Here is a 25,077-nt window from a genome sequence, read left to right as displayed (position 1 = left end):
TTTTTATCGCACCACTGTCATTGCAAAGGCAGAAACGCCGTTTTTGGCCGGAACGCCTTTTGCATTGCAGACGTTAAAGCTGCAATGGCGCAGCGGAGACTGACATGAAAATCTACCTGCTGATAATGCTCATCGGCAGCCTTCTGGCCGCGATCCATTTTACATCAGCGCCCAAGCAACAGTCAGAGACGCTTCCGCAATAGCGTCCTGTTCCAGGAATTTGGGCGTGCGAGCCAGTTTTACGGGTTCGAGAGCGGCAAGCTCCCCCTCCCGGCCAGAACCTCCTGCACCCTTTCATTGGGCACGCCCTGCTCGTCATTGAGCATCAGAGCGGGAAGGATTTGCGTCGGCGCCCGTCCACCCTTGGTAGCGCGAACCAGGATGCGATTGGCAGGCGCCCGCGGCTCGCCGTGAACCGGCAGGAGCTGCAAGCTCCCGAACCCGTGATCGAGCGCCGAGAGCACCTCGGCAATTCCATCAGCGCGCCAGATCAGCGTCAGCGCTCCCCTCGATTTGAGAATGCGCCGCGCCGCGTGAACCCATTTCCAGAGCGTCGTTGCGGTCGCCATATGCGCGATCCCGCGCGCGGTGTCCGGCGAGACGCGGTGCCGCGCGGGATCGTTGAAGGGCGGATTCATCAGCACCGCATCGACGCTATCTGGAGCTAACCCGGCAGCGGCAAAGGCTGTGGCATCGGCTTCCACATCGAGCACGATCACGTCGGCTTGAATCGCATTTGCATCCGCATTGGCGCGCGCAAGTCCCGCCAGCGCCGCATCGATCTCGACCAGGACCAGATCGATGCCGGTCACCCGCCTGGCAACCGCCAGGCCCGCAACCCCGACGCCGGCACCGAGATCAGCTACGCGATCGCCCGAACGGGCCGCGGTCGCCGCCGCCAGCAGCACCGCATCATGACCGGCGCGATGTCCCGATTTCAGTTGCATCAGACGCAATTGCCCGCCGAGAAACGCGTCCTCGGTGAGTTCGAGGACGGGGTCAGTCATCGGGGCGCAATTCGTGAGCCAGGCCCGCGTCGGACAGCAGCTGGCGGGCCGCACGATTGTCGTCCTCATGAACCAGGATTCGGCGCGGCAGGATGCCGAGCGATCCCTCGATGACGCTCATGTTCTGGTCCAGAACCAGATGATGGATATTGGCGCCGTCGAGCAGCGCGCCGACTGCGGAAACCAGCACGATATCGTTGGTCCTGAGCAATTCCCGCACGTGACGCTCTCCTTTTTGCCCCGGTGCGGCGATGGCATCGGGCCTGTCAACCGCTACCTGCCCTTGCCGCCATAGCCCGCACTTTCTATTGTAGATTAAGGATAGTGCGAATTGGCCAAAATTGGAGACCCGCGTGGCGGTTATTGTACCCTTCGAAAGCCCGAACGCCTCGATAGATGCGCTTGTAGGGCTCGTCGCCGCCGACATGGAGCGGGTCAACGCCACGATCCTGTCGCGGACGGGGTCGGAAGTCACCATGATTCCGGAAGTCGCCAACCACCTGATCTCATCCGGTGGCAAACGTCTGCGCCCGATGCTGACGCTGGCGATGGCCAACCTCACCGGCTATTCCGGCGACGGCCACATCAAGCTCGCCGCCTCCGTCGAGTTCATGCACACCGCGACCCTGCTGCATGACGACGTGGTCGACGAGAGCGAACTGCGCCGCGGCAAGCTGTCGGCGCGGATGCTGTGGGGCAATGAGGCGAGCGTGCTGGTCGGCGACTTCCTGCTCGGCCAGGCCTTCCGCATGATGGTCGAGGTCGGCTCGCTGCGCGCGCTGGATATTCTCTCTTCCGCTGCGGCAACCATCGCCGAGGGCGAAGTGATGCAGCTTGCGGCGGCCAAGAACACCGCGACCACCGAGGACGAATACCTCGCCGTCATCCGGGGCAAGACAGCCGAACTGTTCGCGGCCGCCTGCGAGGTCGGACCCGTGATCGCCAACCGGCCGAAGGCCGAGCAGACCGCGTGCCGCTCGGTCGGCATGAATCTCGGCATCGCGTTCCAGCTCGTCGACGACGTGCTGGACTATGGCGGCAAGGCCGCGAAACTCGGCAAGAACATCGGCGACGATTTCCGCGAAGGCAAGATCACGCTGCCGGTGGTGCTGGCATTCCGCCGCGGCAATGACAGCGAGCGCAAGTTCTGGATCAAGGCGCTGGAGCGCGGCGAGATCGGCGACAGCGACCTCGATCATGCCATCGGCCTGATGACCAAGCACCGCGCGCTGGAAGACACGATCAGCCGCGCCCAGCATTACGGCGCGATGGCCGTCGACGCGCTGGCGCTGTTCCCGGCCTCGCCCATGAAGACCGCGCTTGAGCAGGTCGTGGCGTTCTGTCTGGCGAGATCGCATTGATTGCCGCAAGGCCGTAGGGTGGGCAAAGGCGCTCTTGCGCCGTGCCCACCATCAGCGCTCCGCCAGGAATGGTGGGCACGCTCTTTGCCCAGCCTACGAAATCAACCTGGCTCAACCCATCCTAAAAAAGAGATCGCATTGAACGGCACCAATTTCACATTATTCCTCCTGGCCGCGCTCGTCATTGCCGCCATCCCGGGTCCCGGAATCTTCTACGTCGCAGCACGGACGCTGTCGGGTGGTAAAAGCGCCGGCATCGCGTCGACGTTCGGGACGGCGCTCGGGGGGCTCGTGCATGTGATCGCGGGCGGGCTTGGCGTCTCGGCGGTCATCCTTGCCAGCGCCGAACTGTTCACCGCACTCAAATTCGCCGGCGCGCTCTATCTGGTCTGGCTTGGCCTCAAGACGTTTCGCGAGGCGCGCGACCTGCTGCCCCAACAGGCGATCGCTGTCGGCAGTCAACGGGCATTTCGGGAAGGCGTGCTGGTCGAAGCGCTAAATCCGAAGACTGCGGCCTTCTTTCTGGCTTTCATTCCGCAATTCCTCGACCCGGCCAGCAGCTATCCTGCGCTGCAATTCATCACGCTCGGATTGATCTCGGTAGCGCTCAACACGCTGGCCGATGTCGTCGTGGTGATGATGGCCGCGACTGCGCGCAGCGGTCTCACGCGCAAGCCGGATTTGCTTCTACGATTGCAGCAGGGCTCCGGGCTGTTCATCGCAAGCCTCGGTATCTCGCTTGCGCTGGCGCGGCGGCCCGCAAGCTAGGCCGTAGGGTGGGCAAAGGCGCTTTTGCGCCGTGCCCACCATCAGCACTCCGCCAGGAATGGTGGGCACGCTCTCGCTTTGCCCACCCTTCGAAATCGGCCTAGCTCAGCGTTCCCGCATGCACCCACCATCCCGGGTGATCGCGCCGGATCTTCTCCGCGGCGCGGCCGGCTTCGGCGGTGTTCTCGTAGATTGCAAAGCAGGTGGCGCCCGATCCGGACATCCGCGCCAGCCAGGCGCCGTTGGTCGCGTTGAGCGCCGAGATGACCTTACCGATCACGGGCTGGACGCGCATGGCCGGCGCTTCCAGATCGTTGGAACTGGCGGCGAGCGCTTCAACCCAGTCTTCGAGCGATGCCCTCTCGTCGGGCCAGCGATCCTGCAGCAACACGTCGGTGGCGCCGACCAGCAATTCGCCATTGCGCAGGCCGAGTGCGTTGAAAACGTCGCGGGTCGCTACGGGAACGCCGGGATTGACCATCACGCAGGGCATTTTCGGCAAGTTCAGCGGCTGCAGCGTTTCGCCGACGCCGGTCATGACGCAGCAGCGTGAGTTGACGCAGACCGGCACATCGGCGCCGGTCAGTTGCGCGACCTCGATGATACGGGGATCGTCGAGCGCGAGCCCGTTCAGCTGCGAAAGCAGCCGGAGCGCGGCCGCTGCGTCGGCCGAACCACCACCGATTCCGGCCGCGACCGGCAAGACCTTGTCGAGCGAGAAGCTGCCGGCCTTCATATTTGATACGCGCTCGGCCAGCAGGCGTGCGGCCTTGAGCACCAGATTGTCCGACGCCTCACCGCAAGCCTGCGCCAGCGGCCCGGACATCTTCAATTCCAGATTCGAACCCGGCGTCAGCGTCAGCCGGTCGGCACAGTCGGCGAACGCCACCACGCTTTCGAGATCATGAAAGCCGTCCGCACGACGGCCGTTCACCTGCAAGGTCAGGTTGACCTTGGCGCGCGCCTCATCACTCAATGCCGGCATTACCGAACAGGCCCCCAAAGTCCTTGCTTCAGCCGCCCCTGCCGTCTTCTTTCTTCTTGTCGGCGGAAGCCGCAGAAGAGGTGTCGTCGGGCAGGCCGTTCTCAATCTTGGCCTCGATCTTCGGCAACTCCTCCGCCTCGGGCTTGAGGTCGCGGGCGTGGGCCCACTGGAATTTGGCTTCCAGCGTCCGCCCGACGCGCCAATAGGCATCGCCGAGATGATCGTTGATGGTCGGATCCTCGGGCTTGAGATCGATCGCGCGCTCGAGATTCTTTACCGCGTCCTCAAAGTTACCGATCCGGTAAAACGCCCAGCCCAGCGAATCCACGATGTAGCCGTCGTCGGGACGCTGATCGACGGCACGCCTGATCATCTTCATGCCTTCGTCGAGATTGATGCCCTGGTCGATCCAGGAATAGCCGAGATAATTCAGGACATGCGGCTGCTCAGGCTGCAGCTCCAGCGCCTTGCGCATGTCGGCCTCGGCCTTGCTCCACTGCTTGGAACGCTCCTCGCAAATGCCGCGATAATAGTAGGTGACCCAGGTGTTCTTGTCCGTCACCCCGGGGTTCGCATCGATCGCGAGCGAATAGGTCGTAGCGCAATCGTTGAACTTCTTCCGGCCGCGCTCGATATTGCCGAGCGCCATGATGGCTTCGATGTCTTTCGGCGCTTCCGCGGTGACGCCCTTCAGGATCTTGATCGCCTCGTCGCTGCGGTCGGCGGCGTCGAGATTGGTGGCAAGCTGGATCTGCGCGTTGCGCTTGAGCGGCGAACTGGCCGGCATACGCTCGTAGACCTTGATCGCCATCTTGGGCTTCTTCACGGACTCGTAGAGATCGGCGAGCGACAGCAGCGCCAGCGGATGGTTGGGCTGCAGATAGAGTGCGAGTTGCAAATAGACCAGCGCCAGATCCTCGCCGCCGCGGCGGGTCAGCGTGGCGCCGATGCCGTACAGCGCTTCGGCCGCGCCGGCCTGCGCCGAATCGACCAGCGGCGGCAACTTCTTGCCGGCCCTGGTGTCGCGCAGCCCTTCCTGCACCAGCGGATGCCGCGGCAGCTTCTTGTCGAACGCCTCGTAAATGCCGGCCGCCGCCGCGCCATCCTTGTTGCGCGATAACCAGCGCGCATAGGCGTCGGACACGCGCAGCATCGAATCGTCGAGCTTGTAGGCGCGCTCGAACCGCGTGCCGGCATCCTTGTCCTTGCCCGAGGTCTCGAGGATCATGCCGGTGTGGAGATCCTTGAAGATCGGATACCATTCAGGGCCGGTCAGCTTGTCGATACCGGCAACCGCCGCCTTCGCATCGCCCGCGCCGTAGCTCGCCCATCCCGACAGCAGCGTCGCCACCAGGTCGGTAATCGGTCCGCGGATCGACTGGTTGATGTTGAGTTGCGCGGCCGCATATTTCTTCTGCTTGAGGTCACGCACGCCGACGACCAACCGCGCAACGCGGTTCGCCTTGTCCATCGTCAGGATGCGGTCGGCAAGCTTGACCGCTTCATCGATGTCGCCATCGGCCAGCGAGGAGATGAAGGCGCGGTCCAAGAGTTCGTTGTTCTTCGGATCGGTGCGCAGCGCGGAGCGATAGAATGCCGCCGCCGAAGCCGCGTCGCGCTCGACGCTGGCGTGGCGCGCGGCAAGATAGCTGCCGGACGTCGTCAACGATTTGAGATCGGCCTTGCTCGGAAATTGCGCGGCGCTATCGCCCGTGTGTTCGGGCGTCTGGGCCAAAACCGCAGCCGGTGCGGCCAGTGCGGCGAGAGTAATTGCGGCGAAGGTCCAACGATTCATACGAGTGGAAAGCATCACGGTTCGCCTAGCTCCAGGATGTATGGCGGGATCGTTACGATCGGTCTCGAATGCAAACCCAAGCGGCGGCATCTCGGGCAGCGACAATGCCGCTTTTGGCCCTTAACCGCAAGGATACGGGTTGGCGAATCGATTGGCAGATTAGGCCCTTGGGGGCTCCGATTTAGCCAGCCTAACCCGGAAACGCTTTTACTATGGCGGTATCGTGGCCGGAGGCGGTATCACCCTCCTCCAGCTCACGCAATCGTGGTCGATACGGCCTCTCTACATACCCTGGTAGTTGGGCCCACCGCCGCCCTCCGGCGGAACCCAGGTGATATTGCCGTTCGGGTCCTTCACGTCGCAGGTTTTGCAGTGGACGCAGTTCTGGGCGTTGATCTGGAAGCGCGGACCTGCGGCCTCCTCGACCCATTCATACACGCCGGCCGGACAATAGCGGTTCGACGGACCGGCATAGACATCGTGCTCGGACGCCTTCTGCAGGTTCATGTCGGCGACCTTGAGATGAACCGGTTGGTCCTCCTCATGGTTGGTATTGGAGAGGAACACCGAAGACAGCTTGTCGAAACTCAGCTTGCCGTCCGGCTTGGGATAGGCGATCGGGGTGTGCGTCTTCGCCGCATCCAGCGTCGAGCGGTCGAGCTTGGCATGCGACTGGGTTCCGAACAGCGAGAAGCCCAGCGTGTTGCACCACATGTCGAAGCCGCCAAGCGCTACGCCGATGATGGTGCCGAACTTCGACCATAGCGGCTTGACGTTGCGGACCCGGTGCAGGTCTCGGCCTACGGCGGAATTCCGCCAGGCGTTTTCGTACTCGACCAGTTCGTCATTGGCGCGGCCGGCGGTAAGCGCTGCGGCGACATGTTCGGCGGCCAGCATGCCGCTGCCCATCGCGTTGTGCACGCCCTTGATGCGCGGCACGTTGACGAAGCCGGCCGCGCAACCGATCAGCGCGCCGCCCGGGAAGCTCAGGCGCGGCACCGACTGATATCCGCCCTCGGTGATGGCGCGCGCGCCATAGGAAATCCGCTTGCCGCCTTCGAACACGGTGCGAATGGCGGAATGCGTCTTGAAGCGCTGGAATTCGTCGAACGGCGACAGATACGGATCGTCGTAGTTGAGATGCACGACGAAGCCGACCGCCACCTTGTTGTCGTCGTAGTGGTAGAGGAACGAGCCGCCGCCGGTCGAATTGTTGAGCGGCCAACCGAACGAATGCTGGATCAGACCCTTCTGGTGCTTGGCGGGATCGATCTCCCAGACTTCCTTCAACCCGATGCCGAATTTCGACGGCTCACTCTTGGCGTCGAGCGAGTATTTCGCGATCAGCTGCTTGCTGAGGCTGCCGCGCGCACCTTCGGCGAACAGCGTATATTTGCCGAGCAGCTCCATGCCGCGCGTGAAAGAATCCTTGAGGCTGCCATCCCTGGCGACGCCCATGTCGCCGGTCGCAATACCCCGCACCGCGCCGTTATCGTCGTAGAGCACCTCGGCCGCGGCAAAGCCCGGATAGATTTCGACGCCGAGCGCCTCCGCCTTCGGCCCCAGCCAACGGCAGACATCGCCGAGCGAGCCGATATAGCAGTGATGGTTGTTCATCAGTGGCGGCATGGCGAAGTTCGGCAGCCGGATCGCGCTGGTTGCCGTGGTCCAGTAGAAGCGGTCGTCCTTGACTTGCGTCTTCAACGGACAATCCGCGTCTTCACGCCAATCCGGGATCAACTTGTCGAGGGAGACCGGATCGATCACCGCGCCCGACAGGATATGCGCGCCGACCTCGGAACCCTTCTCCACCACGACGATGCTGAGATCGGCATTGAGCTGCTTCAGCCGGATCGCCGCGGCGAGGCCTGACGGCCCGGCGCCGACGATAACGACGTCGAATTCCATGGATTCGCGAGGAGGAAGTTCTTCTGCACTCATGATCTGATCTCAGCCCGATTGAGAACGGCTCTAAAGGCTCGTTGTTTCCGATTTTTGCGGGGAGGACAACCATGGAAATGGTAATGCGAGGCGTTTCACGCAGGCGCGATCCATATTAGATTGGAATAATGGATTTGATCCCCGAACCCGCGCCTAATCTTCGGCAATTGCTGGCCTTTTATCTGGAGGCCGGGGTCGATTGCGCGTTGGCGGAGGAGCCGGTCGATCGGCTGAGCGAGCCCGACGCCCCCACAGCCCCCACCCCGGTCCGCGAGACTGCGCAACCCCGCCCGATCAGGGAAATGCCCGCCGCGACGCCGGCTGTTCCGCGCAGCGAAATAGCGCCCCCGCCGGAAGCGGCCATCGCGATCGCGCGCGAAGCGGCCCGAACGGCGCCGACGCTGGAAGCGCTGCGCGCGCTGTTGGAAAATTTCGAGGGCTGCGCGCTTCGAAACACCGCGACGCGGCTGGTGTTTGCCGACGGCAATCCGCAGGCGCGCATCATGTTCGTCGGCGAAGCGCCCGGGCGCGACGAGGACATCGAGGGCCTGCCCTTTGTCGGACGCTCCGGCAAGTTGCTCGACCGGATGATTGCGGCGATCGGGCTCGACCGCAGCAAGGCCTACATCGCCAATGTCATTCCCTGGCGACCGCCCGGTAACCGCACGCCGACGCCGCAGGAGACGCAGATCTGCCTGCCGTTCATCCAGCGGCAAATCGAGTTGGTCAATCCGGACGTGCTGGTGACGCTCGGCAATCCCTCGACGCAAACGCTGCTGTCGACCCGCGAGGGCATCATGAGAACCCGCGGAAAATGGTTCGACTACGACACCGGCACCCGCACCATCCGCGCCATGGCGACGTTCCATCCGGCCTATCTTTTGCGCTCACCGTCCTACAAGCGGATGTCGTGGCAGGACCTGCGCGCGATCGCGAAGGCGCTGGAACAGACAGCTTCGTAGGGTGGGCAAAGGCGCAATTGCGCCGTGCTCACCATTTATCCAAATACGATTCAAAGTGGTGGGCACGCTTCGCTTTGCCCACCCTACAATCTCAGGATCCGGCTACGGCGCTTTCGGCCGCACGATGGCCCAGCCGACGCGCAACAGCGGCTGACGGCCGTTCACCATCCATTCGAAAGCGCGCGGCACTTCCGGCACCAGGCCCGGAAAGCGTTGCGCGATCTCGGGAGGCGGCGTGCCTGATGTATCTGAGGCGCGCCAGACCACGACGCCGCCGGTCTCGTTGAATTTCGCGACCGACAGCCACGGCGTTCGTTCCGGCGTGGCATCGAGCAGCAGATGCGGGCGCCCGCGGTTCATCGCAATGAAACTTGCCAGTTGCGGATCGCCGGCCACGGCGCGCAGCCGCTGGTTGGTTCGCCGTTCGAAATTGTCGCCGAAGAATGCGGCAATCGCTTTCGCCGGCAGCGAGGTCGGCACTTCGGCAACGCCGGTCCAGGGCACAAAAAATGTGGTCGCTATCACCGCGAGGGCGGGAGCGGCGAGCGCAGCAGCCCACACCGCCCGCAGCACGCGCTGACGCCGCAGATGGAGCAAATCGCCGGTCGCCACGATCACGGCAAGCCCGGACATCAGCAAGGCAACGCCTGCGCCGCCCACGACATGGTCGAAATTGAACAGCCCCGCCAGGAAACTTCCGAGCAGCGCGGGCGCGATGGCGAAGAAATAGACGAAGTCGCGCGCCAGCGGATCGACCGGTGGCCGGTAGATGATCGGCGCTTCCCCGGCGTTGCGGGCGAACCAGCCGGAGTTGAGGATTACCAGCAGCACGATGGCGGACATCGCGAGCACCAGGCCTATGAGCAGCCCGCCCCATTGCAGGACGCGCGCGCCGAGATCTGAGATTGCGGGCCACGGCGGCATGGCGAGTGCGTCGGCGCGGAGCAGCCAGATCAGATAGGGCAACACCAGGACAACGATCACGAGCAGCGCATAGAGCGGGTCGAGCGACATCAGCACGCGCCGCCCCCGCGCGGTGGCAACGGCAAATCCGGCGAGCAGCAGCAATATTAAGGGCGCTGCCGAGGTCGTCAGCAGCAACAGCCCGGCCTCGATCGACCAGGCGAACCACGCGTTGCGCCGGTTCTGGCCGATCAATTGCCAGGAATGCAGCAACAGCAGCGCCCATAGCGGGCGCGCCAGCACCAGCGGGCCAAACTCGACGCCGGGCGAGCTGAACGCCACCACCGTCATCGAGAGCAGAACCGCGAGCACCGCCTGCTGGCCGCCGACGATCGCGCGGGCCAGGTGATAATAGATCCAGAAGGTGACGACGGCGCAGACTTGCGCCAGCAGATAGACGCCGAACATGTTGTTGCCGGCGGCGCGGAAGGCGATGTCGGCAAGCCAGAACGCCAGCGGCGGACCGAGCCAGGTTCCGACCTGGTATTCGCGGCCAAAAGCCAGCACGGCCGCAAGGTCACCGGGCGGACTCGGATAGAGCAGCATCGGCAGGATCAGCCAAAGTGCGGCCTGGGCCAGCACCACGATCCAGACCACCAGCCGCGGCCGGGCACGGATCAGTTCGACAACGAGCGAGGTGAAGCGCATGAAACGTCCGAATACCGGGCCGAGCAGCCCTGTCCCCCAGGGACGTTTGATAGAGCGCACGAGCCGCTGAGGCAACCGGCCTCAGATCGAGATTGAAACGTCGGAAGCAATCTCCCCGTCCACGGTAAAGAGATCGGGTTCGAGCGTCTCTTCGACCGTCTCGGGGTAATGTTTCAGCCGCGCGGCAATCACCGGCGCAAAAAATCGGCGGTGGTGGATGCTCGGACCTAACCGGTCCAGCGCCTCGCGATGTTCCGGCACGGCGTAGCCCTTGTGGTTTTCGAAGCCGTAGCCCGGGCAATCCAGCGCCAATGCGCTCATCAGGCGGTCGCGCGTCACCTTGGCGATGATCGAGGCGGCTGCGATCGACATGACAATGCCGTCGCCGCCGATCACCGCATCGCAGTCGCAGGGCACGTCGATCTTGTCGCGGCCGTCGACGAACACATGTTTCGGCAACTCGGGCAGCGCACGGACCGCGCGCGCCAGCGCCCAGAGCGAGGCACGCAGGATATTGTCGCGATCGATCCGCGCCGGCGAGGCAAAGGCAACCGCAAAGGACGATGTCGCGCAGATCTCCTCGAACAATTCCTCGCGGCGCTCGGCCGTCAGCCGCTTGGAGTCGTCGATACCCTTGGGAATTCGCTTGGGATCGAGCACGACGGCGGCGGCCACCACCGGACCGGCCAGCGGACCGCGCCCGGCCTCGTCGCAGCCGGCCACCGGCCAGACGCCGCGCTTGATCAGCCCCCGTTCGCGACGAAAGCTCGGCGGTGCGATCGCGATGATGCCCTTGGGCAGCTCGGCCTGTTCCTTGCCGGCTTTCTTGTCGATTTTCTTGGCGGACTTGTCCCGAATCATGCCGGGATCGTGCGGAAGTGCGCGCCCCGGCGCAACCGGGAACCCGGCACAATTCCCGTTATTCAGTCCATCTAATCCGGCAGGTGAACCCGCCCGTCGTCGCCGACCTCGATGCCGGGCGCGACCACGACTTCCCAGGCATGGTTGTCGGGATCGCCGAAATAGCCGGAGTAACCGCCGTAATCGGTCTTGTGTGCGGACTTCAATAGCGACGCGCCGCAGGTGATAGCGAAATCCAGCACGGCGTCGACCTCCTCGACGGAGCCACAATTCCAGGCGAGCGTCGTTCCGCGAAAGGTTTTCGGCCGCGGCTCATCCGGCAGCGTGGCGTCGCGGGCGAGTTGATCCCACGGGAAAAGCGCAATCACCGTGCCGCCGGTGTCGAAGAACGCGACGGCCTCACCGGTTGCCTGCATCTTTCGGGCAAAGCCGAGCGCTTCGTAAAACGCGATACTGGCGCGCATGTCGCTGACGCCGAGCGTGATGACCGTGAACCGCGGGATTGGCGCCTTGGTGTTCATGTTACTCTCCTATCCGTCATTGCCTGCGACAAACGCGAAGCGTTTGCGCAAGGGAGTGATAGCGACGACTTGTCCGCCGTAGCTCAAAGAGCGAAGGCGGAAGCAATCCACACTTCTTGCGCGGATGCATGGATTGCGTCGCGGAGCCTGTCATCGGGCGCGCATTCGCGCGACCCGGTGGCTCGCAATGACGATAACTACCTAGAATAAACTCAGTTGCTGCCCGCTGCGGTTCGGCTTGACGAAATGATCGGTCGTCAGTTTCGAGCGGCGCTTGTTAAGGCCGAGCTTTTCGCAGGCGATTTCGAACCGCCGCCCGATCATCCAGGCCATCGGGCCGGTACCCTTCATCCGCGTTCCCCACTGCGAGTCGTAATCGCGCCCGCCGCGCATGTCGCGGATCAGGGTGAAGACGTGACGGTAACGGTCGGGGTAGTTCGCCATCAGCCATTCGCGAAACAGGTCGCGCACCTCCAGCGGCAGCCGCAGCAGCACGTAGCTTGCTTCCTTGACGCCGGCATGGGCTGCGGCATCGAGAATGCGCTCGATCTCGGAATCGTTCAGCGCGGGGATGACGGGCGCGACCATGACGGTCGCAGGGATTCCGGCCTCCGACAATTGCTGCAGCGCCTCCAGCCGCTTCGGCGGCGTCGAGGCGCGCGGCTCCATGGTGCGTGCGAGCTTGGGATCGAGCGTGGTCACTGATATCGCGACCTTGGCCAAATTGCGCTTCGCCATCCGCTGCAGAATATCGATGTCGCGCGTCACCAGCGCCGATTTGGTGACGATGCCGACGGGATGGCCGGCTCTATCAAGCACTTCGAGAATGCCGCGCATGATTTTGTATTCGCGCTCGATCGGCTGATAGGGATCGGTGTTGGTGCCGATCGCGATCATGCGCGGCTCGTAACCCGAGGCGGCCAGTTCCTTCTCGAGCAATTCCGGTGCGTCGGGCTTGGCCAGCAGCTTGGATTCGAAATCAAGTCCGGGCGACATTCCGAGAAAGGCGTGGGTCGGCCGCGCGAAGCAATAGACGCAGCCATGCTCACAGCCGCGATAGGGATTGATCGAGCGGTCGAAGCCGATGTCGGGCGAGTCGTTGCGGGTGATGACCTTGCGCGAGGTATCGAGCGATACCGTCGTCTTGAACGGCGGCAGTTCGTCCAGGCTCTGCCAGCCATCGTCGAAGGCGACCCGCGCTTCAGCCTCGAACCGGCCGCTCTGGTTGGATTGCGCGCCGCGGCCACGCCGTCGCTGGCTTTCGATGGCGACCGCAAGCTCAGGAAAAGGTGTCGCACCCGCCGGCTCGGAGGGCGCCGTGACCGGCGGGTGCTTGAGGGCATGAGAGGATGCTCGGCTCATGAAGCGAACATAGCACGTCAAAAGAACAAATCAAGAACATCATCGAGAACAATTCACAACGCGGCGCAAACGTCGGAAAAGGCATTAGCGGCAGTGCCGCAAAAAACTGCACGCAAACGGCTGCTTTGATTATGACAAGGTGATAACAGTGCAGCGTTTTTCCCGTTGAGCCACCGAAGCCTCATTCATGTTGAGCGTGATCATTCCGACCGAAGGAGTAGAGCAGCCCGCCGTCGCAACGCTGGCGGCGCTGGTGCCGGGAGCTGCAGCCGGCGTCATCCGTGAGGTGCTGTTGGTCGACACGGCCGGCAACGGCGTGATCGAACGGGTGGCCGATGTCGCCGGCTGCCGTTTTCTCGGGTTTGAAGGAACACGCGCTGCGGCGCTGGCCGCCGGTGCGCGGGCGGCCCGCTCGCCATGGCTGATGTTCCTGCATGCCGGCGCTGTGCTCGACAGCGGCTGGATCGACGAGACCACGCAATTCATCCAGAACGTATCGAGCAGCGACCGGCCGCGCGCTGGCGTCTTTCGCTATGCCCGCTCGCCCTATGCCGACACGCGGCTGCGCGACGGCTTCAAATTCGTCGCCCGCATGATTACAGGGCCGTCGGCGGAACAGGGGCTCCTGATCGCGCGCGATCATTATGAACGGCTTGGCGGCTACCGTCCGGATTCCCGCCGTTCAGAGACGCGGCTGTTGCGCCAACTCGGCCGCTCCGCACGCACCCAGCTGCGCAGCCGGATCATGGTCGTCGCCTAAAGCGGTACACCGCAGGGCCAGACTCAAAATATCGAAAACAACCCCATGCAAAGTAGAAGCGGCATCAAGCCAGGACGCTTTTCACGAGAAAATAGTTGCCAACAGCAACTATATATTTGATAATAGCAAGTATCGAGGGAGAACCATGCCCCAACTGGATTCCGAACAGGAAGTCGCGGCGGTCCGCGCCTTCAACCGATTTTACACCCGCAAGCTCGGCGTACTGGACCAGCAACTGCTGAAGAGTCCGTACTCGCTGAGCGAGGCCCGGGTGCTGTACGAACTCGACCACCGTGAAAATCTCTCGGCAAAGGAGATCGGGGCCGAACTGGGTCTCGATGCCGGCTATCTCAGCCGCATCGTGCAGAATTTCGATGAAGCCGGGTTGATCAGCCGCGAACCGCTGCCGTCCGACCGCCGGCAATACCGCCTCGCATTGACGGCCAAGGGGCGTCAGACATTCGCAAAACTCGAGCGCAGCATGCAGGACGAAGTTGCCGCGATGCTGGCGAAGTTGCCGCACGACGGCAAAACGCGCTTGATCGGTGCGATGGCCGCGATCGAACGGCTGCTCGGTGAATCCGGCGGCCTGCCTTCGCCCGCGGTGCTGCGCGCGCCGCGTCCCGGCGACATGGGGTGGGTGGTGCAGAGCCACGGCGCGTTTTACGCCCGCGTATACGGTTTCGATTCTTCGTTCGAGGGCCTCGTCGCCGAGATCGCGGCAAAGTTCCTCGCCTCGTTCGATGCATCGCGCGAGCGTTGCTGGATCGCCGATATCGATGGAGCGCAGGTCGGCTCGATCTTTCTGGTGCGACATACGGATGACATAGCGAAGCTGCGCCTCTTGCTGGTCGATCCGGCCGGGCGCGGACAGGGGCTGGGCCGGCGGCTGGTCGGCGAGTGCGTCGCGTTCGCGAAGGCCAGCGGCTATCGCCGGATCACGCTTTGGACCCAGAGCAATCTGGTTGCCGCCCGCAAAATCTATCAGGAGGCCGGATTCAAACTGGTCGCCACCGAGCCGCATCGCAGTTTCGGCCAGGATCTGATCGGCGAAACCTGGGAACTGGAACTGTGAAGCCCGTGCGTCGCGACACCTCGCGGCGCGTGACGCCTGCACTCATCGACTTCCATATCAAGCGCGCGCATCAATTGCGCATCGAAGCCTATCGCGACATGTGGCGCGCGATAGGCGCGCTGCTGGTCAGGCTGAAGCGCCTTGTGCTTTAGGCCGCCGCAAGTGCTCGTCCAGCCGCGGCATGATCTCGACGAAATTGCAGGGACGCGTGCGGTAATCGAGCTGGGCGGCGAGGATGCCGTCCCACGCATCGCGGCAGGCGCCTGGCGACCCCGGCAGGCAGAAGATGAAGGTCGCACCCGCGACCCCTGCGGTAGCGCGGCTCTGCACCGTCGAGGTGCCGATCTTGGCATGGCTCAGCATGTGGAAGGCGATGGAAAAACCATCCATCCGCTTTTCGAACAGCGGCTCGATCGCCTCGGGCGTCACGTCGCGGCCGGTGAAACCGGTGCCGCCGGTGGTGATGATCGCATCGACGCCCGCATCCGCGATCCATCGCTTGATGATGACGCGGATCGCATCGACGTCGTCGACGATGATCTCGCGCGCGGCGAGTTTATGACCGGCCGCGGTCAGCCGGTCCGCCAGCGTCGTGCCGGACTTATCGTCCGCTAGCGTGCGCGTATCGGAAACGGTGAGCACCGCGATGTTGAGCGGCACGAATTGCTTGGATTCATCGATGGAAGACATGATTTTTTCTTCTCGTCATGCCCGGCATTGTGCCGGGCACCCATCCTTTGATTTCACGAGAAATACGACATATGCCGACGCCGGTCGAGACCAGGGCAGCACCTTATCCGGGAAAGCCGCCAGCCGAGAACAGGAAGGGCCCCGACTGGCGGCGGTTCGTCTTGACCGTCATCCAGAGTGCAGGGGCATGCATGATGGATTCACCTTGTCCAGTCATCCCGCAGGATTATCCGGGGTTTCGCAAGGTAACAGAACGCGCGTTCGAGTGGCTGCGGCCGCAGGATCTGGGAGCCCCCTAGGCTAGGCGAAACCACAGTCTCCAGAGCCTTACCGATTGAACTTGAACGCATTCGACAGCCAAGAAGTACCCGTCATGTCCACCTTGAACTTCAACTTGGTTGCTAGTCTCTGAGCTAGCTCCTTACGACTGCTGGGTTCGTCCGACAGATTGATGAGATGCATGCCGGCGATATCGCTAATGTCCCGGGTGTCTCCGACCTGGACGAGAAGTGTCTTGTCGGGATGGGCCCCCAGCGCAAGCCCGGCTTCGAACAGAACGTTAGGACGCGCCTGTCCGTCGAGCTTGTCGAGGCCCTTCTTCTTATCCTTGACGCCGCAGAACTTACTCTTGAGCTTCGCGTCCTCGTCGGGCGAGAACATCACGAGCACGCCCTGCGCTTGCTTCATTGCGTTGTTGATGACTTGACCGACATTCGGGTTCGCGCCCTTGGCGTCCTTTATCGCCTGACTCCACTCCTTAGGGTTAAGACCGATTGCACGTAAAAAACCAAACATATCCTCGTTTAGCTTCGCATCACGACCGTGTACCACGAAGATTGAATTGTCCTTCGTTGTCCGGATTGCCAATGGCCGCCGCGGCGGCGGCGAGGACTTCTTGGCTGACGGGGCAGGCTCGGCCGCGGATTGCACCGGCGCAGCACGCGGTGCACCGCGCAAGATCGCGAGTTGGTCCTCCGATGCGAAACGCTGAATGCTTACTCCGTTTTCGGAAGCAAGCAGCAGCGCGCCAAGCACGCTTGAGAAGTGGTTCGCGGTCGCTCGTTCCTCGATTAGCCTGTACACTCGACGGCGCGTCACGCCTAGGACGTTGACAAGCTTCTCCAGCAGCTTAGGCGGAATGCGCTCAGCCATCAGTTCTTATCCTTCGCCGATTTTGGTTTCCTGCTCTTCGCTACGTTGGCGAAGTTGGCGTTGACGTTCAGAAGCCCACCAATTTCAGGAGCTGTGAAACCTGAGGCAAGGAGTCGCCTAGCTGCTTCTTCCTTATCCATGCCGCTCGTCACATGAATGGCGAGCAGCCGCGCTATTTTCTCGATGGGCTCGACGATACTACTTTTTGCGGCCACGATTACCTCCCTTCCCACCTTGAATTTTCATCACGCGGACCGATTCTGCCGTGCTGCCTGCCGCGCCAGCGGCGTCCTTCTCTGGAACGCCAAGGCCTGTAAGAAACTTCACTTTCTTAAGGACGCTGTCGGTCTTGTCGGGATACTTGCGCTCGTGCCGGTCCAAGCAGAGGTAAGCCAAGGCGTTGCCGATAACTGGCAGCCAAATGTCTAGCGTCTCCTTATTATCAGCCACTTTTCACCTCGCGAGGGTTGTGCGAATCGGTAAGAGCAATCGATCTCTGATACATCAGGTTTTGGGCCGCTGACCGAAATCCACCGCCTAATCCCCGCATATGTAGGCGCACCCACCTCCGGATAGCGCTTCGACGGCGCGTTTACCCGCGCCTCAGCTGGTGCGACGGACCTACCAATGCTGCAACGCACAAAGCTTGCCGCAAGGGGGTAGCCCCAGGGGCGCTCCCAAGCAGGCCATCGACGCGATAGTGGCGGGCAATACGCCGCGACGAGCGGATACCGCAGCGGTCGAGAAATATTGTCGCTAGAATCATATGCCTTGGCTGGATCATTGCGAGCCCGTGCAGATGGTCTTAAATGACATGGCATGCCCCCCGAAATTGAAACGCTCTATGCAGACACGAACGCCTTTCTTCAGGTTCGCGACCTGAAAGATATTCCATGGCGAGACATGTTTCACGACGTACGGGCCGTCGATGTGATGGTCGCGCCACGTGTTATCGAAGAACTCGACAAACATAAGTCTGGCACCAATCAGCGTCGGCGCGACCGTGCGCGAGCCGCGCTGCAACTCATAGACAGAGCGGCGCGTGAAGCCGACTTAGCGATAGTTGTCAGAGAGGAACCGGTCCGCGTGCGGATCGTCATTTCCGCAGCGCCCCGTTTTGATTGGGCAAGCCATTCTGTTCTTGATCCCGCAAAGCCTGATGATCAGCTTGTCGCCGAAGCATTGTCATGCGGCAATGGCGCTGCAGTATTTTCGCATGACTCTGGCCCCCGAATTCGAGCGCGCATCGCTGGGCTTGAGTCTTATGAACCGCTACCCGAATGGATGCTCCCCATCGAGCAAACAGACGAGCAGCGAAGGGTGACCAGCTTAGAACGCGACCTTAGGAGGGCTCTCAGCAACAGTCCGACCATCATTGCGGCCTTCGAAAACTACGACGAGTCAACTGCCGAAGTGCGGGCGATCATTCCTGTTCTTCAGCAGCTTGAGCGAGAGAAGATAGAGCAGCTCTCCAATGAATACTTGGCCAAGCACCCGCGGGCCTCACTATACACGGGACCGAGAGGTCTCGCTCATCAACTGAGTGGTCATTTCGCTGGCGTCTCCGAGTCGCAAGCTGAGCGCTACAACGAAGATTACAACAAATTCCAATCCAATGTCCGCGCGCATTTCGCGAACCTCCACAAACAAGTGCGAAAGATGGGTGCTTCTGTTGCGATTCGCTACTTCGTGGAGAACGATAGCGGCGTATCGGCAAAGGGGTTGCGCGTTGAATTCGATCTCGAAGGCAATGGAACATTGCTCGCTGATCGGACACACCATCTTCTGGGCCACAAGAAATCAAGAATGCCTGAACCCCCGGCAAAACCCCGCTCGATCCTGGATCAGTTTGAGAAGTATTCGCATTTTCCCAATCTGCCTGACCTAGGGTCGCCGCGAGATCCTGTCCATTTCTATTGGTACGATCGCCCAAATATCGGCGGAAAGCACAGTGCGTTGCAGTGCCAAGATTTTAGAGCCACACGCAAATTTCGCGATTCGATTTTCGTCATGTCCTTTGATAATTTGCCTACGACGATGAGTATTCGTCTTCACGTGAGTGCCGAGAACCTGCCCGCGCCCATCGACATCCTGGCAAAACTTAACATAGTCGAAAAAGCCGTTGACTGGTCCGATGAAATCGTTCGAGACATTCTCAAAGACGACGAAGAGTAAACCTCCCCCTGGATCATCGGCGGAGCGCGATCACGTTGCTATCCGAGGGATTGCGTGCCTTCGCCTTCGTTATCTCGGTGACGACCGCACCAGCGCTCGACGAGCTCGCGGCGCACGTCCGATCTGACCTCCCTGCAGCGGCGCTGACCGTCTAGGGTGGCGAACCACCGCCCTGCGACGATCTCGAAGGCATTGTCCCTTGCTCGCTGCTCAGCGATCCGTTTGACCGCGTCAGCCGGCGCACCTCGTGAGGATCGACGCCCAATTCGACCTTGGCCAGCCACTCCCGGGCGACCCGGTGGGCAGCCTCCAGTGGCAGACGGTCTTCGTTTCCAATCTCACGCAGGGCCGCCCATCGCGCGCCTGGCCAACGCAGGTAGAGGAAGAACGTCTTGTGCCCTCGGTCGGTAACGCGGACCCGAAGCACGGCACCTTCGCGTCCCAGTGCTCGACCCGCTTGCCTGGCGGCGCAGGCTGGAGGCCGCGGACAAACTTGTCGGTGAAATTTCTTCTCATAGCGGCGTCGTCCCGTTCTATCCCGGGATACGACCTTGAAAATCAGCGTCCTTGTGGCGCAAACGCCGGGGCAGCAGATTGGCGCATCCAAGTGCGACCCCGAGCAACCAAATGCAACCAGTCGGGGACAGGGCTGCAAGAACGAACGGAGGAGTTGCGACCGCCTGCAATTGGCTACGAGTGGGGGCCTGCCCTTGTGCCGGACATCCACGTTTTGTTTCAACTCACAACGCTCCCGCAGCAAACGTGTTGCAGGCCTGCACCGTGCCCTGCTGGTAGCCGGTCATGAACCATTGCTTGCGCTGCGCGGCGGAGCCGTGGGTGAAGCTGTCCGGCACCACCCTGCCCGTCGACTGCCGCTGCAGCGTGTCGTCGCCGATCGCGGCTGCCGTCCTCAATGCCGCGTCGATGTCGCCGGGTTCGAGGAAGCCCGGACGTTTCTTTTCTTCGCGGTTGACCCAGACGCCGGAAAGACAATCCGCCTGCAGCTCGACCTTGACCTGCAGCAAGTTGGCTTCCGCCTTGCTGCCGGCCTGCTGCTGCAGCCGCTGCACGCGCGGCAGGATGCCGAGCAGGTTCTGGATGTGATGGCCGGCCTCATGCGCGATGATGTAGGCCGTCGTGAACTTGCAGGCGCTTCCCGAGCAGCCGCGAAACCGCGTCTCGACCTCGCGGAAGAAACTGGTGTCGAGGAATATCTGCTTGTCCGGCGGGCAGTAGAACGGCCCCATCGCCGACTGCGCCATGCCGCAGCGTCCGCCATTGGTGGCGTTGCGAAACAGCACGATGCGGGGTCCCGTGTAATTCTGTCCGCTGGACTGGAAGATCTCGCTCCAGCGGTCGTCGATTTCGCCGAGAATACCGGCGATCATGCTGCCGACCTCGTCCTTCGGCGCGCCGCTCTTGGCCGGTCCCGATTTGCGATCGGTCTGGTAGGTCGGCGCCTGATTGCCGCCGGTCAGGATTTCGGCGCCGCCGATCAGGATGCGCGGGTCGATGCCGAAGGCGTAGCCGACGAGACCGAGCACGATGATGGTGCCGATGCCGAGCCCGCCACCGCCCATCGGCAGGCCAAACCCGCCGCCGCCACCACCCATTCCGCCGCCGCTGTCGTCGCGGCGGTCGTCGATTTCGTCGCTGCGACGGAAATCATCGTAACGCATGGCGCTGTTTCCTCATCCCCGGGGCTGTTTGCTTGAATACCCAACGCAGCAATCACGTAAAATTTCCATTCCATTAATCAATAACCCGCCCGGCAAATATTGCCTAGTGCAACCAACCCCGCAATTTCTCTCGGCAATCTCTTCTCAGCAACTCTACCGATTAAGTCGATTTTTACTTTGCCGGGTCAATGTATCGCCAGTCGGTTGTTTAGTCCCGCGTCGCCGACAGCGTCGCCTGAGTCAGAGTAATTGAGTCATGGTAGTGTCGCGTCGCGGGGCGTCTGCAAGGGCGCCCCGCACTAAATTTGAGTCTGATTCCAGCGCTCGCATCGTCGTCGGCGATTGCGTCGCCGAGATGTCGAAGCTTCCGGCCGGTTCGGTCGATCTGGTGTTCGCAGATCCGCCGTATAACCTTCAGCTGAAGGGCGACCTGAAGCGCCCTGACGAATCCCATGTCGATGCCGTCAACAACGACTGGGACAAGTTTTCATCCTTTGCCGCCTATGACGATTTCACCCGCGCCTGGCTGCTCGCCTGCCGCCGGATCATGAAACCGTCGGCGACGCTGTGGGTGATCGGATCCTATCACAACATCTTCCGCGTCGGTGCGATCATGCAGGACCTCGGCTTCTGGGTCCTCAACGACATCGTCTGGCGCAAGACCAACCCGATGCCGAATTTCCGCGGCCGCCGCTTCACCAATGCCCATGAAACCATGATCTGGGCGGCGCGCGACGAAAAGGCCAAGGGCTATACGTTTAATTATGAAGCCCTGAAGGCCGCCAACGAGGACGTGCAGGCACGTTCCGACTGGCTGATCCCGCTCTGCACCGGTGAAGAACGCCTCAAGGGCGCCGACGGCAAGAAAGTGCACCCGACCCAGAAGCCCGAGGGCCTTTTGGCGCGCGTGCTGCTGTCGTCGTCGAAGCCCGGCGACCTCGTGATCGATCCTTTCAACGGCACCGGCACCACTGGCGCCGTGGCAAAACGTCTCGGCCGCCGCTATATCGGCTTCGAACGTGACAAGATCTACGCGAAAGCGGCCGAGGAGCGCATTGCGGCGGTCGAACCGCTGCCCGAGGCGACGCTGGCGCCGTTCATGACCGCGCGCGACGCCCCCCGCGTGGCTTTCTCCGAACTGATCGAACGCGGCATGATTCCGCCCGGCACCAAGCTGGTCGATTCCAAGAAGCGCCACGGCGCCCTGGTTCGTGCCGACGGCGCCATCATGCTCGGCGACAAGGTCGGCTCGATCCATCGCATCGGCGCGGTTGCCCAGGGCTCTGGCGCCTGCAACGGCTGGACCTTCTGGCATGTCGAGACCAAGACCGGCCTCAGGCTGATCGACGAACTGCGCGCCGAAATCCGCTCCGGGATGGCGGTGGGCTGAGCGGCCGCGTCAAAGCACCGCAACGTGCGTATGGTTCGCCGGGCCGACGACGGCGCGAAATGCGGCCTTGCCCATACCTCGCGCAGCCGGCGTGATCCGCCAGCATGGCAGCCGTGTCATGCACGCAGTTGGCGGTGCGCCTTTTCGCTCCCATTTGAGGGCATACGTGCTACATTTATTTCTCAAAAGAGATTACTGTCATGCGCACGCGAGGCTCCGAGTCGTTCATTGTGCTGCCTCTGCTGCCGATCTTCCTGATCGGCATCTTTCCAATGCTGCTGATGAGCTTGCTGGGCCCCGCCGGCCTGATCATCCTCGGCATACTGATCGCCAGCGCGGGCCTGACCGACATTCTGGACGCCAACGGCACCTTCAGTGAGCAGATCATCGTCCACGGTTATGCAAAAGGATCGGAACGCAGGGGGCAGCGCACCGCATTGCGTTCGGAAATTCGCTTTGCGCAGGTGATGATTGCTTCCGGCGGCGCCCTTGCCGTCGCCGGCATAGCTGGCCTGGCCATGTCGTAAGGCCAATTTTTTCGTAAGGCTGCCTTTCACGAACTCGTCGCTTGCGCACCCTATAAAAATTTGAGCATGGACGTGCGGTCCGGTGGCATCCTGCCGTGTCCGGAATCCGCAACAAGCCTGCCTGCAAGAAGCAATGGGGGAAAATTCCAAATGCTCAAATTCTACTTCAACGGATCGCCCAACCCGACCAAGGTCGCCCTCTTCCTCGAGGAAGCCGGCATTGCCTACCAGCCGGTCGCCGTCGATACCCGCAAGGGCGAGCAGTTCAAGCCGGAATATCTTGCCATTAATCCGAACGCCAAGGTGCCTGCGATCGACGACGACGGCGTCAAGGTGTTCGACAGCAACGCCATCCTGCTCTATCTCGCGGAAAAGACCGGCAAGTTTCTCCCCGCGAACACGCCCGCCAACCGGGCCGAATTGCTGTCATGGCTGATGTTCGTCGCCACCGGCGTCGGCCCGTATTCCGGCCAGGCCGTCCACTTCAAGCATTTTGCGCCGGAGAAGATCGACTACGCCCATAACCGCTATCAGTTCGAGGCGCAGCGGCATTTCGGCATTCTCAACGACCACCTCGCCAACCGCCGCTATATGGTCGGCGACACCTATACGATCGTCGACATGGACGTCTGGGGCTGGGCCCGCATGATGCCCTTCGTGATGGGCGAGGACGCGGTCGCGAAATATCCCAACGTCAAGCGGCTGGTCGACGAGATCATGGCACGGCCTGCGGCGGCCAAGGCGATCGCGCTGAAGGATAGCTTCAAGTTCAAGGCCGAGATGGACGACGAGGCCCGCGGCAACATGTTCAAGCATATGTCGGTGAAGGCGGCCTGATCAACACCGAGAAAGTCGTAGGGTGGGTAAAGGCGCAGCCGTGCCCACCTTTTTCTTTTCGAAACATCTCTGACGCTTGAAGAATGGTGGGCACGCTTCGCTTTGCCCACCCTACAAGCTCAATGCTTCGCAGCAGCTCAATGCTTCACACCGCGGCGGCGAGCTTTCGCTCTGCCGGGAACGGCCCGAGCACGCGCTCGACCAGCGCGGAATCGCAATATTCCTTGATCTCCTTGATCTTGCCGTCCTCGATGCGCCAGACCATGCAATATTGATTGTCGTAGCGCACGCCGGACTTGGTGACATTGTCGCCGCGGGCTTCGACCACGACATAATCGCCTTCCGCGATGAAGTTGAACGCCACCGTGCGCGGCCGCACGGCGAAGAACGAGCGGAAATGGCCCATCAGGCCGTTGTTGATGGCATCACGCCCCTTGAACTCGTGCGACCAGGAATATTGGCCGGTCACGATCCAGGTCGCGTCCTCGGCGAGATTGTCGACGAAGGTGGTCCCGCTCCGGTTGGCGGAATCCGTGTAGACCTGCTGCACTAGTTTCTTGTTCGCTGCTGCGCTCATGGCGGCTTCTCCTTTTGATCTGGGTTGCAGATCATCGCGCGCGGCACGCCATTCTTCCAATTGATAGTGAATATGATATATATTCATCTCATGAATTTGAATTCGCTTGACCTCAATCTGCTGGTCGCGCTCGACGCCTTGCTCAGGGAAGCCAATGTCAGCCGCGCCGCGATGCGGATCGGACTATCGCAGCCGGCCGCCAGCCATGCGCTGCAGCGGCTGCGCGACCTGATCGGCGACCCGCTGCTGGTGCGGACCGGAGCGCGGATGGAGCTGACGCCGCGGGCGCAGGCGCTACGCGCGCCCCTGGCGCAGGCGCTCGATCAGGTGCGATCCCTGTTCATTCCCGATGAATTCGACGCGGCGCGAAGCGAGCGTCAGTTTCGCCTGATGATGCCTGATCTCGCCGTCGAGCTTCTGATGCCGCCGCTGATGGAGAAGATCACAAGAGCGGCGCCGAACGTGCGGATCGATGTGGTGCCGTGGCGGGGGCCGGCGATCTTCACGGCGGAGTTCGCCCGCACGATCGACATGGTGATCTCGATCGGCAACGCCTTTACGGGATTTCACCGGCAACGGCTCTACATCGACAGCGACGCCCTCGCCGTTCGGCGTGGCCACCCCGCCGGCGCGCGGCTGAAACGCCACGAAGTCTTTCTCGATGCGCGGCATGTCGCGGTCGTGATCCGCGGCCAGAGCGAGGATCTGATCGACGGCTGGTTACGCTCCAAGGGCATCGAACGGCGGATCGCGCTGGTCGTGCCCGGCTATATCGAAGCGTTGCACGTCACGGCGCGCACCGACCTCGTCGCCTTCGTGCCGCGCCGCCTGATCGCCGCGCTGTCGAAGCAATTGTCGCTGACAACGATCGCGCCACCGCTCGATCCCGGGATCGACGAGCAGTTCATGTTCTACCCGACCCGCGCGCAGATGGACCCCGGCTCGATCTGGCTGCGCAACATCATGCTCGGCATCGGCCGCGAAATGGAGCGCGACAAGCGGAAGGCTGCGTAGCTGCGTAGGGTGGGCAAAGCGAAGCGT

At 62.2% G+C, this 25,077-nt stretch carries 27 protein-coding genes; 11 read left to right on the top strand and 16 right to left on the bottom strand.

Annotated elements, in window-relative coordinates:
* Positions 1 to 239 precede the first annotated feature (239 nt).
* Positions 240 to 1,007 carry a tRNA1(Val) (adenine(37)-N6)-methyltransferase gene (locus IVB22_RS25740; RefSeq protein ID WP_247520046.1) on the bottom strand — a complete coding sequence of 256 codons (768 nt, stop codon included), beginning with the start codon at positions 1,005 to 1,007 and terminating at the stop codon, positions 240 to 242.
* Positions 1,000 to 1,227: a DUF2007 domain-containing protein gene (locus IVB22_RS25735; RefSeq protein ID WP_247520045.1), complete on the bottom strand. Its 228-nt coding sequence runs from the start codon at positions 1,225 to 1,227 to the stop codon at positions 1,000 to 1,002. The genes IVB22_RS25740 and IVB22_RS25735 overlap by 8 nt, the downstream gene beginning before the upstream one ends.
* 133 nt (positions 1,228 to 1,360) lie before the next feature.
* On the opposite strand from IVB22_RS25735, the gene IVB22_RS25730 reads away from it, so the two are divergent.
* Positions 1,361 to 2,368, top strand: a complete 1,008-nt coding sequence (locus tag IVB22_RS25730; protein ID WP_247520044.1) for a polyprenyl synthetase family protein — start codon at positions 1,361 to 1,363, stop codon at positions 2,366 to 2,368.
* Between the two features lie 138 nt (positions 2,369 to 2,506).
* Positions 2,507 to 3,136 carry a LysE family translocator gene (locus IVB22_RS25725; protein ID WP_247520043.1) on the top strand — a complete coding sequence of 210 codons (630 nt, stop codon included), beginning with the start codon at positions 2,507 to 2,509 and terminating at the stop codon, positions 3,134 to 3,136.
* A 100-nt stretch (positions 3,137 to 3,236) separates the two neighbouring features.
* On the opposite strand, the gene IVB22_RS25720 is transcribed toward IVB22_RS25725, so the two are convergent.
* The 3 genes from IVB22_RS25720 to IVB22_RS25710 form a co-directional block, all read right to left on the bottom strand.
* Positions 3,237 to 4,121 carry a 4-(cytidine 5'-diphospho)-2-C-methyl-D-erythritol kinase gene (locus IVB22_RS25720; protein ID WP_247520042.1) on the bottom strand — a complete coding sequence of 295 codons (885 nt, stop codon included), beginning with the start codon at positions 4,119 to 4,121 and terminating at the stop codon, positions 3,237 to 3,239.
* A 28-nt stretch (positions 4,122 to 4,149) separates the two neighbouring features.
* Positions 4,150 to 5,931, bottom strand: a complete 1,782-nt coding sequence (locus IVB22_RS25715) for a tetratricopeptide repeat protein (protein WP_247520041.1) — start codon at positions 5,929 to 5,931, stop codon at positions 4,150 to 4,152.
* 267 nt (positions 5,932 to 6,198) lie between these two features.
* A complete protein-coding gene (locus tag IVB22_RS25710; RefSeq protein ID WP_247520040.1) occupies positions 6,199 to 7,857 on the bottom strand; it encodes an electron transfer flavoprotein-ubiquinone oxidoreductase in 1,659 nt (552 codons plus the stop codon).
* Positions 7,858 to 7,991: 134 nt separating this feature from the next.
* On the opposite strand from IVB22_RS25710, the gene IVB22_RS25705 reads away from it, so the two are divergent.
* Positions 7,992 to 8,819: a uracil-DNA glycosylase family protein gene (locus IVB22_RS25705; protein ID WP_247520129.1), complete on the top strand. Its 828-nt coding sequence runs from the start codon at positions 7,992 to 7,994 to the stop codon at positions 8,817 to 8,819.
* Positions 8,820 to 8,921: 102 nt separating this feature from the next.
* On the opposite strand, the gene IVB22_RS25700 is transcribed toward IVB22_RS25705, so the two are convergent.
* The 4 genes from IVB22_RS25700 to IVB22_RS25685 form a co-directional block, all read right to left on the bottom strand.
* Positions 8,922 to 10,430 carry a glycosyltransferase family 39 protein gene (locus tag IVB22_RS25700; RefSeq protein ID WP_247520128.1) on the bottom strand — a complete coding sequence of 503 codons (1,509 nt, stop codon included), beginning with the start codon at positions 10,428 to 10,430 and terminating at the stop codon, positions 8,922 to 8,924.
* 81 nt (positions 10,431 to 10,511) lie between these two features.
* Entirely contained in the window at positions 10,512 to 11,291 is a 780-nt protein-coding gene (locus IVB22_RS25695) for a ribonuclease HII (RefSeq protein WP_247520039.1), read from the bottom strand.
* A 71-nt stretch (positions 11,292 to 11,362) separates the two neighbouring features.
* A complete protein-coding gene (locus IVB22_RS25690; protein ID WP_247520038.1) occupies positions 11,363 to 11,812 on the bottom strand; it encodes a VOC family protein in 450 nt (149 codons plus the stop codon).
* Positions 11,813 to 12,013: 201 nt separating this feature from the next.
* Positions 12,014 to 13,174, bottom strand: coding sequence for a PA0069 family radical SAM protein (locus tag IVB22_RS25685; RefSeq protein WP_247520037.1), 1,161 nt, complete (start codon positions 13,172 to 13,174; stop codon positions 12,014 to 12,016).
* A 187-nt stretch (positions 13,175 to 13,361) separates the two neighbouring features.
* Between IVB22_RS25685 and IVB22_RS25680 the strand changes: the two genes are divergently transcribed.
* The 3 genes from IVB22_RS25680 to IVB22_RS25670 all read left to right on the top strand — a co-directional run bounded on the left by IVB22_RS25680 (position 13,362) and on the right by IVB22_RS25670 (position 15,161).
* Positions 13,362 to 13,934: a glycosyl transferase gene (locus IVB22_RS25680; RefSeq protein ID WP_247520036.1), complete on the top strand. Its 573-nt coding sequence runs from the start codon at positions 13,362 to 13,364 to the stop codon at positions 13,932 to 13,934.
* Between the two features lie 145 nt (positions 13,935 to 14,079).
* The gene (locus tag IVB22_RS25675; RefSeq protein WP_247520035.1) at positions 14,080 to 15,009 is read left to right on the top strand and encodes a helix-turn-helix domain-containing GNAT family N-acetyltransferase; all 930 of its coding nucleotides are present in this window, start codon (positions 14,080 to 14,082) and stop codon (positions 15,007 to 15,009) included.
* A complete protein-coding gene (locus tag IVB22_RS25670; protein WP_247520034.1) occupies positions 15,006 to 15,161 on the top strand; it encodes an RSP_7527 family protein in 156 nt (51 codons plus the stop codon). Before IVB22_RS25675 ends, IVB22_RS25670 begins: the two co-directional genes overlap by 4 nt.
* Here the strand turns inward: IVB22_RS25670 and moaB are convergent.
* From moaB to IVB22_RS25650, 4 genes are all read right to left on the bottom strand, one after another.
* Positions 15,136 to 15,699, bottom strand: coding sequence for a molybdenum cofactor biosynthesis protein B (gene moaB / locus IVB22_RS25665; RefSeq protein ID WP_247520033.1), 564 nt, complete (start codon positions 15,697 to 15,699; stop codon positions 15,136 to 15,138). The two genes, IVB22_RS25670 and moaB, sit on opposite strands and share 26 nt — an antisense overlap.
* Positions 15,700 to 16,026: 327 nt before the next feature.
* Positions 16,027 to 16,851, bottom strand: a complete 825-nt coding sequence (locus IVB22_RS25660; protein ID WP_247520032.1) for a TIR domain-containing protein — start codon at positions 16,849 to 16,851, stop codon at positions 16,027 to 16,029.
* Positions 16,851 to 17,066, bottom strand: coding sequence for a hypothetical protein (locus IVB22_RS25655; RefSeq protein WP_247520031.1), 216 nt, complete (start codon positions 17,064 to 17,066; stop codon positions 16,851 to 16,853). Before IVB22_RS25655 ends, IVB22_RS25660 begins: the two co-directional genes overlap by 1 nt.
* Positions 17,050 to 17,301, bottom strand: coding sequence for a hypothetical protein (locus IVB22_RS25650; RefSeq protein ID WP_247520030.1), 252 nt, complete (start codon positions 17,299 to 17,301; stop codon positions 17,050 to 17,052). The genes IVB22_RS25655 and IVB22_RS25650 overlap by 17 nt, the downstream gene beginning before the upstream one ends.
* A gap of 369 nt (positions 17,302 to 17,670) precedes the next feature.
* Here IVB22_RS25650 and IVB22_RS25645 point away from each other — a divergent pair, with 369 nt between their 5' ends.
* Positions 17,671 to 19,026 (top strand): PIN domain-containing protein, encoded by a 1,356-nt coding sequence (locus IVB22_RS25645; protein WP_247520029.1) that lies wholly within the window; start codon positions 17,671 to 17,673, stop codon positions 19,024 to 19,026.
* Between the two features lie 151 nt (positions 19,027 to 19,177).
* Here IVB22_RS25645 and IVB22_RS42000 read toward each other — a convergent pair whose 3' ends face one another.
* Both IVB22_RS42000 and IVB22_RS25640 read right to left on the bottom strand, forming a co-directional pair.
* On the bottom strand, positions 19,178 to 19,453 hold the full coding sequence (locus tag IVB22_RS42000; RefSeq protein WP_374207655.1) for an integrase arm-type DNA-binding domain-containing protein: 276 nt from the start codon (positions 19,451 to 19,453) through the stop codon (positions 19,178 to 19,180).
* 313 nt (positions 19,454 to 19,766) lie between these two features.
* Positions 19,767 to 20,705: a neutral zinc metallopeptidase gene (locus IVB22_RS25640; RefSeq protein WP_247520028.1), complete on the bottom strand. Its 939-nt coding sequence runs from the start codon at positions 20,703 to 20,705 to the stop codon at positions 19,767 to 19,769.
* 256 nt (positions 20,706 to 20,961) lie between these two features.
* Here IVB22_RS25640 and IVB22_RS25635 point away from each other — a divergent pair, with 256 nt between their 5' ends.
* The 3 genes from IVB22_RS25635 (at position 20,962) to IVB22_RS25625 (ending at position 23,459) form a co-directional block, all read left to right on the top strand.
* Positions 20,962 to 22,095: a site-specific DNA-methyltransferase gene (locus IVB22_RS25635; RefSeq protein WP_247520027.1), complete on the top strand. Its 1,134-nt coding sequence runs from the start codon at positions 20,962 to 20,964 to the stop codon at positions 22,093 to 22,095.
* Positions 22,096 to 22,295: 200 nt separating this feature from the next.
* Positions 22,296 to 22,622 carry a hypothetical protein gene (locus IVB22_RS25630; RefSeq protein ID WP_247520026.1) on the top strand — a complete coding sequence of 109 codons (327 nt, stop codon included), beginning with the start codon at positions 22,296 to 22,298 and terminating at the stop codon, positions 22,620 to 22,622.
* A gap of 150 nt (positions 22,623 to 22,772) precedes the next feature.
* The gene (locus IVB22_RS25625) at positions 22,773 to 23,459 is read left to right on the top strand and encodes a glutathione S-transferase family protein (RefSeq protein ID WP_247520025.1); all 687 of its coding nucleotides are present in this window, start codon (positions 22,773 to 22,775) and stop codon (positions 23,457 to 23,459) included.
* 145 nt (positions 23,460 to 23,604) lie between these two features.
* Here the strand turns inward: IVB22_RS25625 and IVB22_RS25620 are convergent, their stop codons facing one another.
* On the bottom strand, positions 23,605 to 24,036 hold the full coding sequence (locus IVB22_RS25620) for a nuclear transport factor 2 family protein (protein WP_247520024.1): 432 nt from the start codon (positions 24,034 to 24,036) through the stop codon (positions 23,605 to 23,607).
* Between the two features lie 90 nt (positions 24,037 to 24,126).
* On the opposite strand from IVB22_RS25620, the gene IVB22_RS25615 reads away from it, so the two are divergent.
* Positions 24,127 to 25,050, top strand: coding sequence for a LysR family transcriptional regulator (locus tag IVB22_RS25615; RefSeq protein ID WP_247520127.1), 924 nt, complete (start codon positions 24,127 to 24,129; stop codon positions 25,048 to 25,050).
* The last annotated feature ends 27 nt before the right edge of the window (positions 25,051 to 25,077 follow it).

Source organism: Bradyrhizobium sp. 190 (assembly GCF_023073415.1).
Taxonomy (GTDB): Bacteria; Pseudomonadota; Alphaproteobacteria; order Rhizobiales; family Xanthobacteraceae; genus Bradyrhizobium.
This window is presented reverse-complemented; position numbering and strand designations above follow the sequence as displayed.

Bases quoted from the DNA above. Each gene is read 5' to 3' on its own strand.
- IVB22_RS25710 (WP_247520040.1), bottom strand. From the start codon at position 7,857: ATGAGTGCAGAAGAACTTCCTCCTCGCGAATCCATGGAATTCGACGTC.
- IVB22_RS25640 (WP_247520028.1), bottom strand. From the start codon at position 20,705: ATGCGTTACGATGATTTCCGTCGCAGCGACGAAATCGACGACCGCCGC.
- IVB22_RS25700 (WP_247520128.1), bottom strand. From the start codon at position 10,430: ATGCGCTTCACCTCGCTCGTTGTCGAACTGATCCGTGCCCGGCCGCGG.
- IVB22_RS25620 (WP_247520024.1), bottom strand. From the start codon at position 24,036: ATGAGCGCAGCAGCGAACAAGAAACTAGTGCAGCAGGTCTACACGGAT.
- IVB22_RS25715 (WP_247520041.1), bottom strand. From the start codon at position 5,931: ATGCTTTCCACTCGTATGAATCGTTGGACCTTCGCCGCAATTACTCTC.
- IVB22_RS25660 (WP_247520032.1), bottom strand. From the start codon at position 16,851: ATGGCTGAGCGCATTCCGCCTAAGCTGCTGGAGAAGCTTGTCAACGTC.
- IVB22_RS25740 (WP_247520046.1), bottom strand. From the start codon at position 1,007: ATGACTGACCCCGTCCTCGAACTCACCGAGGACGCGTTTCTCGGCGGG.
- IVB22_RS25680 (WP_247520036.1), top strand. From the start codon at position 13,362: ATGTTGAGCGTGATCATTCCGACCGAAGGAGTAGAGCAGCCCGCCGTC.
- IVB22_RS25685 (WP_247520037.1), bottom strand. From the start codon at position 13,174: ATGAGCCGAGCATCCTCTCATGCCCTCAAGCACCCGCCGGTCACGGCG.
- IVB22_RS25675 (WP_247520035.1), top strand. From the start codon at position 14,080: ATGCCCCAACTGGATTCCGAACAGGAAGTCGCGGCGGTCCGCGCCTTC.
- IVB22_RS25645 (WP_247520029.1), top strand. From the start codon at position 17,671: ATGCCCCCCGAAATTGAAACGCTCTATGCAGACACGAACGCCTTTCTT.
- IVB22_RS25720 (WP_247520042.1), bottom strand. From the start codon at position 4,121: ATGCCGGCATTGAGTGATGAGGCGCGCGCCAAGGTCAACCTGACCTTG.
- IVB22_RS25690 (WP_247520038.1), bottom strand. From the start codon at position 11,812: ATGAACACCAAGGCGCCAATCCCGCGGTTCACGGTCATCACGCTCGGC.
- IVB22_RS25635 (WP_247520027.1), top strand. From the start codon at position 20,962: ATGGTAGTGTCGCGTCGCGGGGCGTCTGCAAGGGCGCCCCGCACTAAA.
- IVB22_RS25695 (WP_247520039.1), bottom strand. From the start codon at position 11,291: ATGATTCGGGACAAGTCCGCCAAGAAAATCGACAAGAAAGCCGGCAAG.
- IVB22_RS25615 (WP_247520127.1), top strand. From the start codon at position 24,127: ATGAATTTGAATTCGCTTGACCTCAATCTGCTGGTCGCGCTCGACGCC.
- IVB22_RS25625 (WP_247520025.1), top strand. From the start codon at position 22,773: ATGCTCAAATTCTACTTCAACGGATCGCCCAACCCGACCAAGGTCGCC.
- moaB (WP_247520033.1), bottom strand. From the start codon at position 15,699: ATGTCTTCCATCGATGAATCCAAGCAATTCGTGCCGCTCAACATCGCG.
- IVB22_RS25630 (WP_247520026.1), top strand. From the start codon at position 22,296: ATGCGCACGCGAGGCTCCGAGTCGTTCATTGTGCTGCCTCTGCTGCCG.